Origin of the sequence: Gillisella terrae (assembly GCF_004801395.1) — a bacterium.
GTDB lineage: Bacteria > Pseudomonadota > Alphaproteobacteria > Rhizobiales > Rhizobiaceae > Allorhizobium > Allorhizobium terrae.
This window is the reverse complement of record NZ_SSOA01000004.1, coordinates 396,967-413,390: the sequence shown is the minus strand read 5'-3', so window position 1 is coordinate 413,390 and position 16,424 is coordinate 396,967. Positions and strand designations below refer to the sequence as shown.

General features: G+C 55.2%; 17 protein-coding genes. 4 read left to right on the top strand and 13 right to left on the bottom strand.

Annotated features, from left to right (window positions below; translation table 11 throughout):
* Nucleotides 1–9: 9 nt before the first annotated feature.
* On the top strand, nt 10–330 hold the full coding sequence (gene trxA, locus E6C51_RS11395; RefSeq protein WP_146933953.1) for a thioredoxin: 321 nt from the start codon (nt 10–12) through the stop codon (nt 328–330).
* 72 nt (nt 331–402) lie between these two features.
* Here the strand turns inward: trxA and E6C51_RS11390 are convergent, their stop codons facing one another.
* From E6C51_RS11390 to E6C51_RS11355, 8 genes are all read right to left on the bottom strand, one after another.
* Nucleotides 403–1,746, bottom strand: coding sequence for a bifunctional folylpolyglutamate synthase/dihydrofolate synthase (locus E6C51_RS11390; RefSeq protein WP_190235999.1), 1,344 nt, complete (start codon nt 1,744–1,746; stop codon nt 403–405).
* A gap of 38 nt (nt 1,747–1,784) precedes the next feature.
* On the bottom strand, nt 1,785–2,693 hold the full coding sequence (gene accD, locus E6C51_RS11385; protein WP_190235998.1) for an acetyl-CoA carboxylase, carboxyltransferase subunit beta: 909 nt from the start codon (nt 2,691–2,693) through the stop codon (nt 1,785–1,787).
* A gap of 132 nt (nt 2,694–2,825) precedes the next feature.
* On the bottom strand, nt 2,826–3,665 hold the full coding sequence (gene trpA / locus E6C51_RS11380) for a tryptophan synthase subunit alpha (protein WP_146933959.1): 840 nt from the start codon (nt 3,663–3,665) through the stop codon (nt 2,826–2,828).
* A 1-nt stretch (nt 3,666) separates the two neighbouring features.
* The gene (gene trpB / locus E6C51_RS11375) at nt 3,667–4,887 is read right to left on the bottom strand and encodes a tryptophan synthase subunit beta (protein WP_146933961.1); all 1,221 of its coding nucleotides are present in this window, start codon (nt 4,885–4,887) and stop codon (nt 3,667–3,669) included.
* Nucleotides 4,884–5,552, bottom strand: coding sequence for a phosphoribosylanthranilate isomerase (locus tag E6C51_RS11370; RefSeq protein WP_146933963.1), 669 nt, complete (start codon nt 5,550–5,552; stop codon nt 4,884–4,886). The genes trpB and E6C51_RS11370 overlap by 4 nt, the downstream gene beginning before the upstream one ends.
* A gap of 75 nt (nt 5,553–5,627) precedes the next feature.
* Nucleotides 5,628–6,392, bottom strand: a complete 765-nt coding sequence (locus E6C51_RS11365; RefSeq protein ID WP_190235997.1) for a M48 family metallopeptidase — start codon at nt 6,390–6,392, stop codon at nt 5,628–5,630.
* 242 nt (nt 6,393–6,634) lie between these two features.
* Nucleotides 6,635–7,039: a DUF2852 domain-containing protein gene (locus E6C51_RS11360; protein ID WP_190235996.1), complete on the bottom strand. Its 405-nt coding sequence runs from the start codon at nt 7,037–7,039 to the stop codon at nt 6,635–6,637.
* A gap of 137 nt (nt 7,040–7,176) precedes the next feature.
* Entirely contained in the window at nt 7,177–8,466 is a 1,290-nt protein-coding gene (locus E6C51_RS11355) for a polyhydroxyalkanoate depolymerase (protein ID WP_190235995.1), read from the bottom strand.
* A gap of 439 nt (nt 8,467–8,905) precedes the next feature.
* Between E6C51_RS11355 and E6C51_RS11350 the strand changes: the two genes are divergently transcribed.
* The gene (locus E6C51_RS11350; protein ID WP_190235994.1) at nt 8,906–9,499 is read left to right on the top strand and encodes a nitroreductase family protein; all 594 of its coding nucleotides are present in this window, start codon (nt 8,906–8,908) and stop codon (nt 9,497–9,499) included.
* A 344-nt stretch (nt 9,500–9,843) separates the two neighbouring features.
* Here the strand turns inward: E6C51_RS11350 and gyrB are convergent, their stop codons facing one another.
* The 5 genes from gyrB to E6C51_RS11325 form a co-directional block, all read right to left on the bottom strand.
* Nucleotides 9,844–12,288 carry a DNA topoisomerase (ATP-hydrolyzing) subunit B gene (gene gyrB / locus E6C51_RS11345; protein ID WP_190235993.1) on the bottom strand — a complete coding sequence of 815 codons (2,445 nt, stop codon included), beginning with the start codon at nt 12,286–12,288 and terminating at the stop codon, nt 9,844–9,846.
* A gap of 134 nt (nt 12,289–12,422) precedes the next feature.
* The gene (locus tag E6C51_RS11340; RefSeq protein WP_146933975.1) at nt 12,423–12,788 is read right to left on the bottom strand and encodes a helix-turn-helix domain-containing protein; all 366 of its coding nucleotides are present in this window, start codon (nt 12,786–12,788) and stop codon (nt 12,423–12,425) included.
* On the bottom strand, nt 12,772–13,287 hold the full coding sequence (locus E6C51_RS11335) for a Smr/MutS family protein (protein ID WP_190236045.1): 516 nt from the start codon (nt 13,285–13,287) through the stop codon (nt 12,772–12,774). The genes E6C51_RS11340 and E6C51_RS11335 overlap by 17 nt, the downstream gene beginning before the upstream one ends.
* A 65-nt stretch (nt 13,288–13,352) precedes the next feature.
* Nucleotides 13,353–14,471, bottom strand: coding sequence for a murein transglycosylase A (gene mltA / locus E6C51_RS11330; RefSeq protein ID WP_407920797.1), 1,119 nt, complete (start codon nt 14,469–14,471; stop codon nt 13,353–13,355).
* Complete coding sequence (locus E6C51_RS11325) at nt 14,468–15,157, bottom strand: Tim44/TimA family putative adaptor protein (RefSeq protein ID WP_190235992.1); 690 nt, start codon at nt 15,155–15,157, stop codon at nt 14,468–14,470. Before E6C51_RS11325 ends, mltA begins: the two co-directional genes overlap by 4 nt.
* 118 nt (nt 15,158–15,275) lie before the next feature.
* On the opposite strand from E6C51_RS11325, the gene E6C51_RS11320 reads away from it, so the two are divergent.
* Together E6C51_RS11320 and secB are read left to right on the top strand one after the other, a co-directional pair.
* Nucleotides 15,276–15,806, top strand: a complete 531-nt coding sequence (locus tag E6C51_RS11320) for an FxsA family protein (protein ID WP_190235991.1) — start codon at nt 15,276–15,278, stop codon at nt 15,804–15,806.
* Nucleotides 15,807–15,896: 90 nt separating this feature from the next.
* Complete coding sequence (gene secB, locus E6C51_RS11315; RefSeq protein WP_075641302.1) at nt 15,897–16,373, top strand: protein-export chaperone SecB; 477 nt, start codon at nt 15,897–15,899, stop codon at nt 16,371–16,373.
* The last annotated feature ends 51 nt before the right edge of the window (nt 16,374–16,424 follow it).

The window sequence follows — 16,424 nt, the reverse complement described above, 5'->3', positions numbered from 1 at the left end:
GAGCAGAAAATGGCGACCGTAAAAGTTGACATGAACAATTTCGAAGCAGAAGTCCTGCAATCCGCAGAACCTGTTGTTGTGGACTTCTGGGCAGAATGGTGCGGCCCATGCAAAATGATCGCTCCAAGCCTGGACGAAATCTCGGTTGAGATGGCTGGCAAGGTGAAGATTGCCAAGCTCAACATTGATGAAAATCCGGAACTGGCAGCCAAATTTGGTGTACGCTCCATTCCAACGCTCGCCATGTTCAAGGGCGGCGAAGTGGCCGACATCAAGGTTGGCGCATCGCCAAAGACCGCTTTGGCCAGCTGGATTTCCAGCGCGGCCTAAGGCGTGAAAACAATAGAATGCAAAAAGCCCGGTCAATGCCGGGCTTTTTTGTGTGGTTTTTTTGGAAATATCTCACGCCGGTGGCGTGCCATTATCCGCCAGCACATTGCCCACCAGATAAAGTGATCCGCCAATCAGAATGCGCGGTGACTCACCCGCCTCTTCTGATATGGCAGAAATCGCTGTCAGCGCATCTGCCACAGACGACACCGGCGTCGCCGGGATGCCCGCATCATAAGCCGTTGCGGCCAAGGCGACAGGATCAAGGGCAGCATCCGTTCCGCGAATGGGCACGGTGAAGACATGCACCGCCAGACCCTCAAAGGCCTTGAAATAGCCGTGCGGCTCTTTGGTGTTGAGCATGCCGATGATCAGATAAAGCGGACGCGACTGGCGCTCTTCAAAGCCGGCCATCGCCTCGGCAATCACTTCGCCCGCACCGGGATTGTGACCGCCATCCACCCAGATTTCCGCAGCTTTGGGTGCATGGCTGACCAAGGCACCTTCTGTCAGCTTTTGCAGACGTCCCGCCCATTCGACGGTGCCCATCGCGGCATCAACTATTGCCTCAGTCACGTTGAAGCCAGCAGCGCGCACAGCGCGGATGGCTGCTGCGGCATTGGCATATTGGTGGCGGCCCGGCAATTTTGGCAGGGACAAATCCATCAGGCCATCCTCATCCTGATAGACAAGGCGCCCGTGCTCTTCAAAGGCCAGAAAATCCTGCCCGAACACCGATTGTGGGCACTGCAATCGATCCGCGGTCTCCACCAGCGTTTCTTTTGCGGCTTCAAACTCCTGATGGCCAATCACCACCGGACAGTGTTTTTTCATGATCCCGGCTTTTTCAGCGGCAATCAATTCCACCCGATCGCCAAGATAGGCCTGATGATCAAAGGAAATTGGCATGATCACCGAGACAGCGGGCCTGTCGATCACATTGGTGCAATCCAGCCGTCCGCCCATGCCCACTTCCATGATCACCACATCGGCGGGGATTTCGGAAAACAGCAAAAAGGCCGTAGCCGTGAGGATTTCAAACACGGTGATGGCTTGGCCATCATTGGCTTTGGCCACCCGGCGCAGCGCATCGGCCAGCACCAGATCATCCACAAGCGCGCCACGCCCGCCTTTGACACCAATGCGATAGCGCTCGTGCCAATTGACCAGATGTGGCGATGTGTGGACATGCACGGCAAGACCCGCCTGCTCCAAAAGCGCGCGGGTAAAGGCCGTGAATGAGCCTTTGCCATTGGTGCCCGCCACATGGATCACCGGCGGCAATTTGTCTTGCGGATTGCCCAAAACCTCAAGCAAACGCCGCATGCGCCCAAGGGTCATATCAAAACCCTTGGGATGCAGGCTCATCAATTCATCAATAACCTGTTCGGCTTGGCTGGCGGCGATATCGGTCATGTCTCTATCCAAGTCTTACAGGCTTACAAGGTGTCGGATCAGGCCGAAGCAGCACGTGCGGCATCAACCACCGCCACAGCGCCATGATCGGTATTCGCAGGCTTCTTTGTCATGATTTTCAGCACACGTGCCAAGGTTTCAGGAATATCGTGGCGCTTGACCACCATATCGACCATGCCATGCTCCAGCAGATATTCCGAAGTCTGGAAACCTTCCGGCAGCTTTTCGCGGATGGTCTGCTCAATCACCCGCTTGCCTGCAAAGCAGATTTCTGCGCCCGGCTCTGCCATATGCAGATCACCCAACATGGCATAGGACGCGGTCACACCGCCCGTTGTCGGATTGGTCAGCACCACAATATAAGGCAGGCCTGCTTCTTTCAGCATGTTCACCACAACCGTTGTGCGCGGCAACTGCATCAAGGACAAAATGCCTTCCTGCATGCGCGCCCCACCAGAAGCTGGGAACATCACCAAGGGGCATTTCTCGGCAATGGCGCGCTCAAAAGCCTTGATGATAGCTTCGCCAGCCGCAATGCCGAGCGATCCGCCCATGAAGTTGAATTCATGCACCACCGCCACCAGCTTGAGGCCCTGAACGGTGCCAACGCCAGCGACAATTGTGTCTTCCTGCTCAGTCTTGGTGCGGCTGTCTTTCAGGCGATCGGCATATTTTTTGGAATCGCGAAATTTCAGCGGGTCCTGCGCCACCTTTGGCTGCGGCAGGGCTTCATACTCACCCTCGTCAAACAGATCAGCCAGACGCGCCTTGGCTGGCATTTTCATATGATAGCCCGAGGCCGGGATCACCCACTTGTTTTGCTCGAGATCTTTATGAAAGACCATTTCCCCGGTTTCGGGGCATTTGATCCAGAGATTTTCGGGCACATCGCGGCGACCCAACATGGAATTGATGCGCGGACGAACGTAATTTGTGAGCCAATTCACTGAAAACACTCCTGGCTGGCGCAATTCCTTGAGAGAAGCTAGGTGGCTTTCCGACAGTGAATTGCTTTAAATCTACAATGTGGGGAGCGGTATCCTGCAATACCCTCCCCAACCGAGCCTCATGACGAGGGACTATTCTGCGGCCGCAAGGCGGGCCGTATGCACACCGCTGGCCAGACCACGCACCAGCGTGACGACCGATTGCACCGTATCGGCCGTTGCCTTGCCATCCTTGGTCAGGCTGAGCGCGACCTGATTGACGATCGCCGTGCCCACCACAACGCCATCGGCATTGGCCCCAATCAAGCGCGCATGTTCCGCCGTCTTCACGCCAAAGCCCACGCAGATCGGCAGATCGGTATGGGCCTTGATCCGCTGGACAGCGCCAGCCACCTTGGATGGGTCTGGCAAAGCTGAGCCGGTAATGCCGTTCATCGATACATAGTAGACGAAGCCGGAGGTGTTTTGCAGCACCTTTGGCAAGCGCTTTTCATCGGTGGTTGGCGTGGCCAGACGAATGAAGTTGATGTCGCGCGCGCGCGCAGGCAGGCAAAGCTCGTCATCCATTTCTGGCGGCAGATCAACAACGATCAAGCCATCAATGCCCGCTTCCAGCGCGTCATCGAGAAATTTTTCAACGCCGTAAATGTAGATGGGGTTATAATAGCCCATCAGCACAATCGGGGTTGCCTGATCATGCTCACGGAATTTTCGCGCCATATCCAAGGTCTTGATCAGCGTCTGACCGGCTTTCAGTGAGCGCTGGCCCGCCATTTGAATGGCCGGGCCATCGGCCATCGGATCAGAAAAGGGCATTCCCAGCTCAATCACATCAGAGCCTGCGGCAGGAAGCGCCTTCATGATCTCAAGCGATGTGTCGAAATCCGGGTCGCCGCCCATGAAATAGGTGACGAGAGCGGGACGGCCCTCAGCCTTCAGGTCGGCAAACCGTTTGTCCATACGCTCAGTCATATCACAACCCCATTCCCAGAATTTTGCCGACGGTGAAAATGTCCTTGTCACCGCGACCGCAGAGGTTCATCAGGATGATCTCATCCTTGCCCATCTTGGGCGCGCGCTTCACCACTTCGGCCAAGGCATGGCTTGGCTCAAGGGCTGGAATAATGCCCTCGGTGCGGGTCAAAAGCTGGAAGGCTTCCAAGGCTTCCGTATCCATGATCGGCACATATTCCACCCGGCCCATATCTTTCAGCCAGGAATGCTCAGGTCCAATGCCGGGATAATCCAGACCCGCCGAGATGGAGTGACCATCCTTGATCTGGCCGTCCGCATCTTGCAGCAGATAGGTGCGGTTGCCATGCAGAACACCCGGAGAGCCAGCGGTGAGCGACGCGCAATGCTCATTGCCCTCAAGCCCCTTGCCGCCCGCTTCAACACCGACGATGCGAACGCTCTTGTCATCAAGGAAGGGATGGAACAGACCAATGGCGTTGGAGCCACCGCCCACAGCCGCTATCAGCATATCAGGCAAACGGCCCTCGGCTTTCAGCATCTGTTCTTTCGCTTCTGCACCAATCACCGACTGGAAATCGCGCACCATTTCCGGATAGGGATGCGGACCGGCAGCGGTACCGATCATATAATAGGTGTCATCTACATTGGTGACCCAGTCGCGCAGAGCTTCGTTCATGGCATCTTTCAAAGTGCCATGACCGGACGATACAGGGCGCACTTCGGCACCCAGAAGCTTCATGCGGAACACATTGGGAGCCTGCCGCTCAACGTCTGTGGCACCCATATAAACAATGCAGGGCAGACCAAAGCGGGCCGCAACGGTGGCCGAGGCCACGCCATGCTGACCAGCACCGGTTTCCGCAATAATGCGGGTCTTGCCCATGCGCTTGGCCAAAAGAATCTGGCCAAGGCAATTGTTGATCTTGTGCGAGCCGGTGTGGTTCAGCTCATCACGCTTGAAATAAATCTTGGCCCCGCCCAGCTCGGCGGTGAGGCGTTCGGCAAAATACAGCGGACTTGGGCGCCCGGTATAATGGGTGTTGAGGTGATCCAGTTCCGCCTTGAAGGTTGGATCGGTCTTGGCCTTATCCCACTCTGCCTGAAGATCAAGGATCAGCGGCATCAAGGTTTCGGCCACGAAGCGGCCGCCAAAAATGCCGAAACGGCCATCTTCATCCGGGCCTTCCCGGAAAGAATTGGGAATTGGGTTCTGATTCACTTTGCACTCCCTGTCGTCTGCCCTGAAGCCAGCTGGACGCTTTTAAAGAATTCTTCCATACGGGCGAGATCTTTGACGCCCGGAGCGCTCTCGACGCCGGACGAAACATCCAGACCGCGCGCGCCGGTTTCCTTCAAAGCCTGCGCCACATTGTCTTTATGCAGCCCACCCGAAAGCATGTAATCCACGTCTGCGTCAAGATTTTGCAGCAGACGCCAATCAAATGTGACGCCATTGCCGCCCGGCAGTTCTGATCCTTGCGGGGCTTTGGCATCAAACAAAAATCGATCAACAATCCCTATATAGGGATCAATGCGCTCCAGATCACCCGGCTCGCGGATAGAAAACGCCTTGATCACAGGAAGACCATACAGCGCCTTCACAGTCAGCACCTGCTCTGGCGTCTCGTGACCGTGCAATTGCAACATATCGGGTTTGAGCAGATAGACGATGTCATCAAGGTCGTCGGTATCGGCATCCACGGTCACAGCGACAATCTTGGCGCGGCCACGGGCCTTTTCAGCAATGCGGCCTGCGACGTCTGGCTCGATATTGCGTGGGCTTTTTTCAAAGAAGATGAAGCCAATATGGGTGGCTCCAAGGCTGACAGCCTTTTCCACGGCCTCGCTGGTCTTCAATCCGCAAATTTTGACATCTGGTTTCATGCAGCCGAAGTGACACGAAATGCGGTCCGAGTCGAGCCAAATTGCAAATTGGAGCACATCAGCAGGCCGAAAAAATCAATCGAAATCGATGGCGTGCAATTCTGAGCCATGGCGCTTCAACCAGGACTTGGCCTCGTCCATGCCGGGACATAGGCTTTTGCACAGCGCCCAAAATTGCGGACCGTGGTTCATTTCTTTCAAATGGGCCACCTCATGGGCGGCCAGATAATCAATCACCTCCGGCGGCGCCATGACAATGCGCCAGGAGAAACTCAAATTCCCCTCCCACGAACACGAACCCCAGCGGCTGCGGGTGTCTTTCATGGTCAGGCTTTTGGCACGCTTGCCCAGACGTCCGGTGTGAATGGCCACCAGCCGATCCAGATCAAGACGCGCTTCTTTTTTCAAAAAGGTAGACAGCCTGCGGCCCAGATGCTCTTCATGCCCGCTGACCCGGATCACCGGCTCGCCATCCAGCATCACCGCTTCGGTAATGCCACGCAACTGGCCGGTGTGATGAATACGGTGCTCAACCCCGCGCAGCGCAAGCCTACCACCTGCCCTCACCTTGGCATCGCCCGAATATTTAGAGAGCTTCACTTCCAGCCAACCGCGATGGCGATCGAGAAAATCCGCCACATCGGCCTCACGCACCCCTTTGGGGATGGTCATTTTCAGCGCACGACCACCCGGCTCAATTCTGAGGGTAATGCGTGTGGCGCGCAGATTTTCGCGAATGGCAAGCGGCACCATACGCCCGGCCACCTGCAATTCGCGGCTTTCAGGCACTTTCGGCTTTCTCAAAGCCCGTGTCGGTTTTCGCAAAAACTGAGGAAACATGCGGGCCTTTTACCTGATTCGCGCCGATTTGCGTTTTAACAAAAGATTTGTGCTTTAACAAAAGAAGGCCGACATTGCTCATGTCGGCCTTACTGCATAATTCCTTAAATCGGAATCGATTTAAGGTGAAAATTATGCAGCAGATTAAAAGTATTACAGCGCCGTGCGCCATATTTGGCGCACGGCGCTGTAATACCAAACTTTATGCCATCAGGATCGGCGCTTTGCGCGAAGCCCTCTGGTCATTGAGACGCGGAGGTTTTTCGCTCCCGCATGAAGCGGTCAAACTCGTCCTGATCCTTTGCCCGACGCAACTCGCGAACGTAGTTTTCAAAATCACTGCGCATCTCATCAAGCCTGCGCCGTTCGGCTTCAAGCCGGTCCAGTTCTGCCCGGCGCCACTCATCAAAGGCGATATTGCCGCTGTCGCGCATGGGTGATGCAGTGAAACTTTTCCAGTCACGGCATTTCGAAACCACGTCATCAACAGAGGCGTTGGCGGCGTCCTTGAAACTATTGAAGCGGTCACCGAAGAGAATATAGGCAAGCATGGCCAGGCCAAGCGGCCAAAAAACCACAAAACCGAGCACCATCAACGCAACTGTCGCAGGCGTCCAAGCGGGCCGCAGCAATGCTGACTGATTCATGTTCATCATCCTCATATTCACCGGCAGCACCACGCTGCCGATACAATTGAGATGGGAATGATGTCCATCGCCTTCAAGCCGGTGGATATGTCAATCGGCTAACATACTCAAAAGAGGCGGTTAAATCGCCTCCCCGATCAGGCGGATTTCCCGCCCTTGATCACCCGCTTGACCGGGCTGGACTGCGGTTTTGCAGCAAGCCTGGAATGCTCTTTGGCAAAGGCCACAATGCGCGGCGCGATTTCCTTGCGGAAGCGCGAGCCGTTGAAAACGCCGTAATGGCCAACATCAGGCTGCATGTAATGCATGCGCTTATCATCTGGCAAATTGCTGCACAGGGTTTGCGCCGCCTTGGTCTGGCCAACGCCAGAAATGTCGTCATTTTCACCTTCTACCGTCAGCAGCGCCACATTGCGGATGGCCGAGCAATCCACCGGCTGGTCGCGATGCATCATCTCGCCCTTCGGCAGCGCATGCTGCATAAACACGGTTTCAACAGTTTGCAGGTAGAATTCTGCTGTCAGGTCCATGACGGCGAGATATTCATCATAGAATTCACGATGCTTCTCGGCTGGATCGCCATCGTTCTTGATGAGGTTCATGTAGAAATCTTTTTGGGCGGTCATGTGCCGATCCAGATTCATCGACATGAAGCCCGACAGTTGCAGGAAGCCGGGATAGACGGGACGCATAAAGCCCGGCTGCGGCCATGGTACGTCCATGATGACGTTTTCCTTGAACCACTCGATCGGTTTGTTCTTGGCCAGTTCATTCACGGCCGTCGGGTTGATACGGGTATCAATCGGGCCACCCATAAGGGTCATGGAAGACGGAGCCAGCGGGTCCTGGTCTGCCTCCATCCGCGCAACCGCGGCCAGCACCGGAACAGACGGCTGACAGACGGCAACCACATTGGTGCGCGGTCCGAGGTGATGCACCATCTCGATCACGTAATCGATGTAATCGTCAAGATCAAACAACCCTTCGGTCAGCGGCACCATGCGGGCATCCATCCAGTCGGTGATGTAAACCTCAGCATGGGGCAAAAGCGCTTCGACCGTGCCACGCAACAGCGTGGCATAGTGGCCGGACATTGGGGCTGTGATCAGAATTTTGGGATCATCGGGACGTGCCGAGGAAAGCGCTCTCTTGAAGTGAATGAGGTTGCAAAACGGCTTGGACCAGGTGATTTCCTCTGTCACCTTCACGGGAGAGCCATCAATCATCGTGGTCGCAAGGCCGAATTGCGGTTTACCGTAGCGGCGCGTGCTGCGCTCGAACACTTCGAAACTGGCCGCGACGGTGCGGCCGATGACGGTGTGAGACAAAGGATTGAGAGGGTTTCCGAATGCCAGCCGCATGGCGTCTGCCGTTGCCCGCAAAGGAGCCATGGCCGCATGATTCATTTCATAAAGCTGATAGAACATAGACTTGATTGCCTTTTTGGTTTGCTTCTATCCATCCCACCGATAACCAACAGTGGGCCCGTAACGTTCCACAAAGAGTTCATGCCAGACAATCAACACACATAAAGCCTGACGTTCAACCAGCCTTTCGGCTCTTGTTCATGGGCAGCATGGCATGAAAGCGTTTATTTTTTCTACAAAATATGCGGGAAAAGCCAAGCCGGATCACACGGCAAAACGCCTCCTGAAAAACTTTCAATCCTCGCGGTTATAAATTGTGCCTCGTAATGCAATCTTGCCCGATAATTCAAAATGCCTGACAATTCAAAAAAGATTGTCGCTCATTCGTTGACAAGATGTAGCGCGAGTAGTGACTTGTCTACATCCGACCTTCGTCCTATCTGGTGGAGAGAACAAATTTCCATTCACTCAACCATTTTGACGAAAGGCAGGTCGAAAAATGACAAGCAGCAATAATCGTACAGCCAGCAAGGATATCCATCCTATTTTTCTTGATCGCTGGTCTCCCCGCGCCTTTACCGGCGAAACCATGACCGAGGATGCACTCCATACCATTCTTGAGGCTGGTCACTGGGCACCATCTGCTTTCAATTATCAACCTTGGCGCTTTATTTATGCTCTCAAAGGCACCCCAAATTTCGATGCACTGCTGGGCACATTGATTGAGTTCAACCAAAGCTGGGCCAAAAACGCCTCGGCTCTGGTGTTTGTGGTATCAGACACGCTGAGCCGCCCTGCTGACGGTGGTGAAGCCAAGCCATCGCGCAGCCATAGCTTTGATGCTGGTGCTGCCTGGGGTTATATGGCGCTTCAGGCCATTCATCTCGGTTATCATGCCCATGGCATGACAGGCGTTGATTTCGACAAGGCCGCCAGCACTATCAACCTGCCAGAGGGTTTCCACATTGAAGCCGCTGTCGCCATTGGCAAGATGGGTGACAAGTCGATTCTGCCAGAAGGCTTGCAGGCGAAAGAAGAGCCGAACAGCCGCAAGCCGCTGAGTGAAGTCGCCTTTGAAGGACGCTTCGCTTAAGCACCTTGCTTGATAATGTTTCACGTGAATCATGTTAATCCAACAGTAACGATGTTTCACGTGAAAACATGGAGTTTGTCAGGTAAAAGTGGTCACCGGTTTTCCCGAAAAGACAAACTCAAAAAAGGAACGAAGAGTCAGCCAGGTGCCTTTGGTACCTGGCTGACTCTTCGGATAACAAAAAGGGCCGCATTCGGAGATCGAATGCGGCCCTTTTTTGTTACAGCGTCTTTTGTGCGCCAAATATGGCGCACAAAAGACGCTGTAACACTCTAAATTTGCTGCATAATTTTCACCTTAAATCCAATCCGATTTAAGGAATTATGCAGTAGAATGAAACCCGATCAAATATCGAGGTTGGCAACGCTCAATGCATTTTCCTGAATGAAGTCACGCCGTGGCTCAACCTCATCGCCCATCAGGCGCGAGAACAGACTGTCGGCATCGGTCGCATCAGGAACACGCACCTGCAACAGCGAACGCACATTCGGATCCAGCGTGGTTTCCCACAGCTGCTCGGCGTTCATCTCGCCCAAGCCTTTATAGCGCTGCATCGACAGGCCTTTCCGGCCAAAGGTGAAGACAGCATCCAAAAGGCTGCGCGGACCGGAAATCGACTGCTGACCATCCTTGCGGCTCAACACCGGCGGCTGACCATAAATATCCTTGAGACGGCTTGAGAGCTGATCGATGTGACGGGCATCTGCCGAGCCAATCAGCGCAACGTCCAAAGTTGCCACTTCCTTGACGCCGCGCACCATGCGCTCAAAGCGCAAGCCGCCCTCGTCGTTGACGTGGCCCGTCCAGCCCCGCTCAGTCTCATCGGCAATCAGATCCAACCGGCGGGCGACTTCGGCGGCCGTCTGTTCGGCCAATGCCCGGTTTGCGGTCAACTCATGGTTCAGAGCGCCAACAATAGCCGCCTGCTCAACAACGCTGCGGCTGTAGCGCGAATGCAGACCATCAATCAGGCTGCGCAAGCGGAGCGCATCCTGCACCACTTCGCGCAAATCCTGCCCGGTGCGCACTTCGCCGCTGCCAAGCTTAAGAGCGGCATCTTCAAGGCCCATGCCAATCAAATATTCTTCAAAGGCTTTTTCATCCTTCAAATATTGCACGGACTTGCCGCGCGTCACTTTATACAATGGTGGCTGGGCGATGTAGACATGGCCGCGCTCAATCAGCTCCGGCATCTGGCGGAAGAAGAATGTCAGCAGCAAGGTTCTGATATGCGCACCGTCCACGTCAGCATCGGTCATGATGATGATCTTGTGGTAGCGCAGCTTGTCGGCGTTAAACTCGTCCTTGCCGATCGACGTGCCAAGGGCGGTGATCAGCGTGCCGATTTCCTGACTGGAGAGCATTTTGTCAAAGCGGGCGCGTTCCACATTGAGGATCTTACCACGAAGCGGCAAAATTGCCTGTGTCTCACGCGAACGGCCCTGCTTTGCGGAACCACCAGCTGAGTCACCCTCGACGAGGAAGACTTCGGATTTGGCCGGATCACGTTCAGAGCAGTCTGCCAGCTTGCCCGGCAATGATGCAATATCAAGAGCGCCTTTGCGGCGGGTCAGTTCGCGGGCCTTGCGGGCCGCTTCACGCGCGGCGGCAGCTTCCACCACCTTGCCAACCAGAATCTTGGCTTCCGTCGGATGTTCTTCAAACCAGGTGCTCAACGCTTCATTGACGAGGCTTTCAACAACCGGGCGCACTTCCGACGATACCAGCTTGTCCTTGGTCTGCGACGAAAACTTTGGATCAGGCACTTTCACCGACAAAACAGCCGTCAGGCCTTCGCGGCAATCTTCGCCCTGAAGCGTCACCTTTTCCTTTTTGGTGATGCCGGAGCTTTCACCGTAGGAAATGATCTGCCGGGTCAAAGCGCCACGGAAACCAGCCATATGGGTGCCGCCATCGCGCTGGGGAATGTTGTTGGTAAAGCACAGCACATTTTCATGGTAGCTGTCGTTCCACCACATGGCCACTTCAACGGTGATGCCGTCTTTTTCACCCTTGATGGCCACCGGCTTGGTCACCAGCGGCTTCTTGGCGCGGTCCAGATACTGCACAAAGGCTTCCAGACCGCCATCGTAGACCATTTCTTCGACACGAATGTCAGACTTGCGCTTGTCGGTCAAAACAATGTGGACACCGGAATTGAGGAACGCGAGTTCGCGCAGGCGATGCTCCAGCGTTCCAAAATCAAACTCGGTTTTGGTGAAGGTCTCGGCGCTGGGCAGGAAGGTCAGCTCTGTGCCGGAGCGTCCTTCATAGGTGCCCGTCACCGTCAGCGGTCCATCGGACACGCCATGGGTGAAGGAGATTTCATGCACCTTGCCGCTGCGGCGAATTTTAAGTGACAGCTTCACAGAAAGGGCGTTCACAACAGAAACACCCACGCCATGCAGACCGCCAGATACCTTATAGGAGTTCTGGTCGAATTTGCCGCCCGCATGCAGCTGGGTCATGATCACTTCGGCTGCCGAAATGCCCTCGCCCGAGTGAATGTCGGTGGGAATGCCACGACCATTGTCTGTCACTGTCACCGAGCCATCGGCATTCAACGTAACGGTCACAATATCAGCATGACCGGCCAGCGCTTCGTCGATGGCGTTATCGACCACTTCGTAGACCATGTGATGGAGACCAGAGCCATCATCCGTGTCGCCAATATACATGCCCGGCCGCTTGCGAACAGCGTCAAGACCCTTCAAAACCTTGATGGAATCGGCGCCATAGGCATCACTTGCAGCATTTGCGGCAGTTTCGGCTTCGGTCAGTTCAGTCATTCAGCGATCTTTCCAGTGTCAAAAGGCAAATTGCATGATAAGCGCGAATCACGCACTTTCGCAGATTTGACTATAGGGATTTTGCGGCCAGTTCCAAACCGTAGCGGTCAATTACGGCAGGATTTCAGGGGATTTCATCGCCCCTTCTCCACTTTTTTCAAAACAGTGTTGAGTTCTTCTATCACATCTGGGGGCAGGTTGCGAATCATCCGTGCCAACCTGTTGGCAAATGCGGTGTAATTGGCCGGCAGGCCGGAGGTGTCCACCGTGACTTTGGGATGCGAAACCCCGGCAAGGTCAAACAGTGCATCCGCCTCATCCCAGATAATATTGAAATAGCCGGCAATCCGCTGCTGCATGTCAAATGTCGGTGCGCCCCGGTGGCCATGCTCCAGAGCGGAGAGATAGGCAGGTGTCACGCCCAAGGCCTTTGCCATATCCTTCTGGCTCACACCTTTGCGCTCACGCAGGCGCCGAATGGCATCACCGAAGGGCGTCATGTGCCCTCCCGGCCCCCTCTCGCCCATGACGCGACAGGCGGACATAAAGCGCACCCTCCCCGCCATGGTGTGGTGCAGCCACTTCATGCGATGAAATCAGGTAGCGAAATTCGGCCTTGGAAAACCACAAAGGCACGGCGCGTTTGAGCGCGCCTTCGCTGCCCATCGAACTGCCTTTGCCGGTAATGATCAACACATGGCGCAGGCCGCGCTCATGCGCACGAATGAGAAAGCTGAGCAACATGCCATGCGCCTCGCTCTGAATCATGCCGTGCAAATCAATCCGCGCTTCCAGCTTCAGCTTGCCGCGCGACAGCTTGCGCTTCACCGGACGCTCAAAGGGGTGGTGAAGGCCCGATGGCTTTTTGACCTCGGTTTTGGCCGTTGTGCTTTCAAGCCCCGCTTTGGTCGCTGATACACTCGGTGCCTGTTCAGCACCCTTTTCAAACTCGGCGAAGGCCTCTTCAAACGCCGTCAATTCCTCCATCCGCCCGGCCATTGGCCGGGTGGAGCGGGCAACCTTGCCCCAGAGAATGCGATCTTCCGCGCTGATCTTGCCATTGCTCACGACGGGACAAACCTCACTGCCGCCTGTTTTGGCACCAGTATATAGAAATCCGCATCATTGCGCACCGCCCCAGCAAGATCACCGGCAGCATCACCGGAGCCTGTGAAAATATCACCGCGCGCCGGGCCAACAATCGCAGAGCCGGTATCAAGTGCCAGCATCAGCCGGGCAAAGGGCCTTCCATGATCCAGCCTTGTCAGGCTGTTTGAATGAATGAAAAACGGAAATCCAAATGTGTGGATCGTCCGATCCACAGCCAGCGAACGACCGGCCAAAAGCGGCACTTTCGCTGCCGCAACCGGCCCACGGGAAAGATCTTCCACCGGCGCTTCCTTAAAGAAAATATAGGAGCGATTGTGCCACAGCACCTCATCGACCTGTTCGGGATGGTCAGCCAGCCAGGCGCGAATGGCTTGCATGGACATCGATTCCAGCGGAATCTCACCGCGATCCAGCAGCAATTTGCCAATGCCGGAAAAGGCATGACCCGCTTTGGCAGCGTAGGTAATGCGGCCCAACCGTCCATCCGCATAGCGCAAACGCGCGGCCCCCTGCACATGCACAAAAAACACATCAACCACGGATTTTGCCCAGGCGATCTCCAGACCCCGGCCGTCCAGCGCCCCTTGATCAATGGCTTTGCGATCCGGGTAAAGACCAATACCATGCTGATCTTTCAGACCAAAAGCATAGGATGGGTCCATATCCGCAGGCCGGTTGGCGTCATTCACATCCACCAGATCATCAGGCTTGCGATAAAACGGATATTTGAAAACCGCATCCCTCTGATCGGCAACCTCAATCTCCGGCTCGTAAAAGGCCGTCACAAAGCCCGGCTGACCATCCTTGCGGGTGATGCGAAACGGCTGGCACTCCTCCTCAAAAAAATGCCGCAAGGTCTGCGCATCCGCGCCCTCAAAACTTGCGGCCTTGGCCAGAAGGGGGCGCAAATCATCGGCTGTCAGCCCCAGGCCACCGGTACGGTAAGGCTTTCCAGCATCAAGATAAGCCAGACAATCGGCCATTGCCGGAAGCAGCGGGCACGGATCATCCGCCTGCCAGCCCGGCAGGTCGGTGAAATCAACAGGCTGAAGGGCGAATGGTTCGGACATCATTGCTCGGATTCGGTGGCAATCAGCTTCCAGTTCGGATCGCGTGAGCGCGTGTCGCGTGCAAATGTCCAAAGATCATTGACCTCAACCACGGCTTCGGCATCGCCATCAACCAGCGTACCCATCTTGTCATAGGTGGCTGAAATCAAATGGCTGAACAGGCGAACCGTGATCTGCTCTTCATTGCCTTTTACGCCCGCTGCGGTGATTTCGGCTTTTTCGATGCCGACAAAGGTGAATTTCGTGACCGCGCCACTGCGCTCGCGCTCGGAAATGGCGGCATCAAAGCCATCGTAAACCTCACTGGAAAGCAGGCCTTTAAGCGTTCCACGATCACCAGAGGCAAAGGCCGTCACGATCATCTCATAGGCGGCACGGGCACCGTTGAGAAATTCCTTGGGCGTAAAGGACGGATCCACTTGCGCCAGTTCGCGCAATTGCTGGTTCAACGGTGTGCCAGCTGGGCTGAAAGCATCAATGGCGGCAAAGCGGTCTTCTGCTTCTGAGCGCGCCAGCGTCACAACCCTGTCCTCATCATTGGGACCGGCATTGTCTTTGGCCCGTTCGCCAAAAATATCGGCAGGCGGCTTTTCATTGCCGGTGCGACGCCCCAAAACGCTGCGCAATTGCCAGAAGATCACCACCGCAGCGACCAGAAAAAAGAGAGTCACAAAATCATTGGAATTCATCGACTGTTGCACCGCTGTTTAAATTGAAGCTTTGATACACCATATAGTCTGATAGACCCCTCATTCAAATAGCTGATGATACTCTTTGGGCCTAAATGCCACATTCACAGGAGACCTTATGCGAATACCAGCCATAATCCTGCTTCTTTTACCCTTAGCGGAGATTGCAGGTTTCGTTTTGGTCGGACAGTGGCTGGGTGTTTTAACCACGCTGGCGCTGGTTCTTGCCTCATCCCTGGTGGGTCTGCTGGTGCTGAAAAGCAATGGTGTCAGCCTTGCCCAACGTTTGCGCCGCCCGCAGCGCGATACGCCCGAAGAAACGGTAAAGACCCTGGTGGATGGCACCGCTCAGGTGGTTGGCGGCCTTTTGCTGCTGCTGCCGGGCTTTATCACCGACATCATCGGTCTTCTGCTGCTGGTGCCGCTGGTGCGCACCACCCTTTGGAACTTTATCAAAACCCGCATTGTTACTGTGCGGACACCGGGTGGATTTCAATCCGGTCACTTTTCCAGTGGTTTTGGACAGAGTGCCGGACAAAACCGCCCCCGCTCAACCGACACTGTCGTGGATCTCGACGCTGATGAATATAGCCGCAAGGAACCAGGTACCCCGTCGCCGTGGAAGCAATTGCCGAAGGACGAGCAATGACGTCTGCCATAAGTCGGGGCCGAAAGCCTTGTAACCACAGCCTCAAAATGCTAGATGCCGACTGCAACCGAAAAGCCTTGAGGAACCCCAATGGCCAATGAAAACAGCACCGGGGCGAGCCCGTCCCTGAATATTCTTGCGCAATATATCAAAGATCTTTCCTTTGAAAATCCGGGCGCACCGCACTCGCTTCAGGCCAGAGACAAGGCCCCATCGATCAATATCAACGTCAATGTCAACGCCAATCCGCTGTCTGAAAATGACTTCGATGTTGTGCTGACCCTGAACGCCGAAGCCCGCGATGGCGATAAGGTGGTTTTCGCGACTGAGCTGGTTTACGGCGGCGTATTCCGCATCGAAGGCTTTCCGCAGGAACACATGCTGCCCGTGCTCTTCATCGAGTGCCCGCGCCTTCTGTTCCCATTTGCCCGCCAGATCATTGCTGATGCAACCCGCAATGGCGGCTTCCCACCTTTGATGATCGATCCAATCGATTTCGCACAGATGTTTACGCAGCGCTTTGCTGAAGAGCAGGCCCGCGAAGCAGCGAACACCAGCGTTAATTAAAATTTGTTGCGGAAAGCCGCTTCATAAAAAACCCGGATACTGCGAACAGCA

Excerpts from the sequence above, each read along its gene's own strand:
- trxA (WP_146933953.1), top strand. The coding sequence starts at position 10 with ATGGCGACCGTAAAAGTTGACATGAACAATTTCGAAGCAGAAGTCCTG.
- E6C51_RS11390 (WP_190235999.1), bottom strand. The coding sequence starts at position 1,746 with ATGACCGATATCGCCGCCAGCCAAGCCGAACAGGTTATTGATGAATTG.
- trpA (WP_146933959.1), bottom strand. The coding sequence starts at position 3,665 with ATGACTGAGCGTATGGACAAACGGTTTGCCGACCTGAAGGCTGAGGGC.
- E6C51_RS11370 (WP_146933963.1), bottom strand. The coding sequence starts at position 5,552 with ATGAAACCAGATGTCAAAATTTGCGGATTGAAGACCAGCGAGGCCGTG.
- E6C51_RS11365 (WP_190235997.1), bottom strand. The coding sequence starts at position 6,392 with ATGTTTCCTCAGTTTTTGCGAAAACCGACACGGGCTTTGAGAAAGCCG.
- E6C51_RS11360 (WP_190235996.1), bottom strand. The coding sequence starts at position 7,039 with ATGAATCAGTCAGCATTGCTGCGGCCCGCTTGGACGCCTGCGACAGTT.
- E6C51_RS11355 (WP_190235995.1), bottom strand. The coding sequence starts at position 8,466 with ATGTTCTATCAGCTTTATGAAATGAATCATGCGGCCATGGCTCCTTTG.
- E6C51_RS11350 (WP_190235994.1), top strand. The coding sequence starts at position 8,906 with ATGACAAGCAGCAATAATCGTACAGCCAGCAAGGATATCCATCCTATT.
- gyrB (WP_190235993.1), bottom strand. The coding sequence starts at position 12,288 with ATGACTGAACTGACCGAAGCCGAAACTGCCGCAAATGCTGCAAGTGAT.
- E6C51_RS11340 (WP_146933975.1), bottom strand. The coding sequence starts at position 12,788 with ATGACGCCCTTCGGTGATGCCATTCGGCGCCTGCGTGAGCGCAAAGGT.
- E6C51_RS11335 (WP_190236045.1), bottom strand. The coding sequence starts at position 13,287 with ATGGCCGGGCGGATGGAGGAATTGACGGCGTTTGAAGAGGCCTTCGCC.
- mltA (WP_407920797.1), bottom strand. The coding sequence starts at position 14,471 with ATGATGTCCGAACCATTCGCCCTTCAGCCTGTTGATTTCACCGACCTG.
- E6C51_RS11325 (WP_190235992.1), bottom strand. The coding sequence starts at position 15,157 with ATGAATTCCAATGATTTTGTGACTCTCTTTTTTCTGGTCGCTGCGGTG.
- E6C51_RS11320 (WP_190235991.1), top strand. The coding sequence starts at position 15,276 with ATGCGAATACCAGCCATAATCCTGCTTCTTTTACCCTTAGCGGAGATT.
- secB (WP_075641302.1), top strand. The coding sequence starts at position 15,897 with ATGGCCAATGAAAACAGCACCGGGGCGAGCCCGTCCCTGAATATTCTT.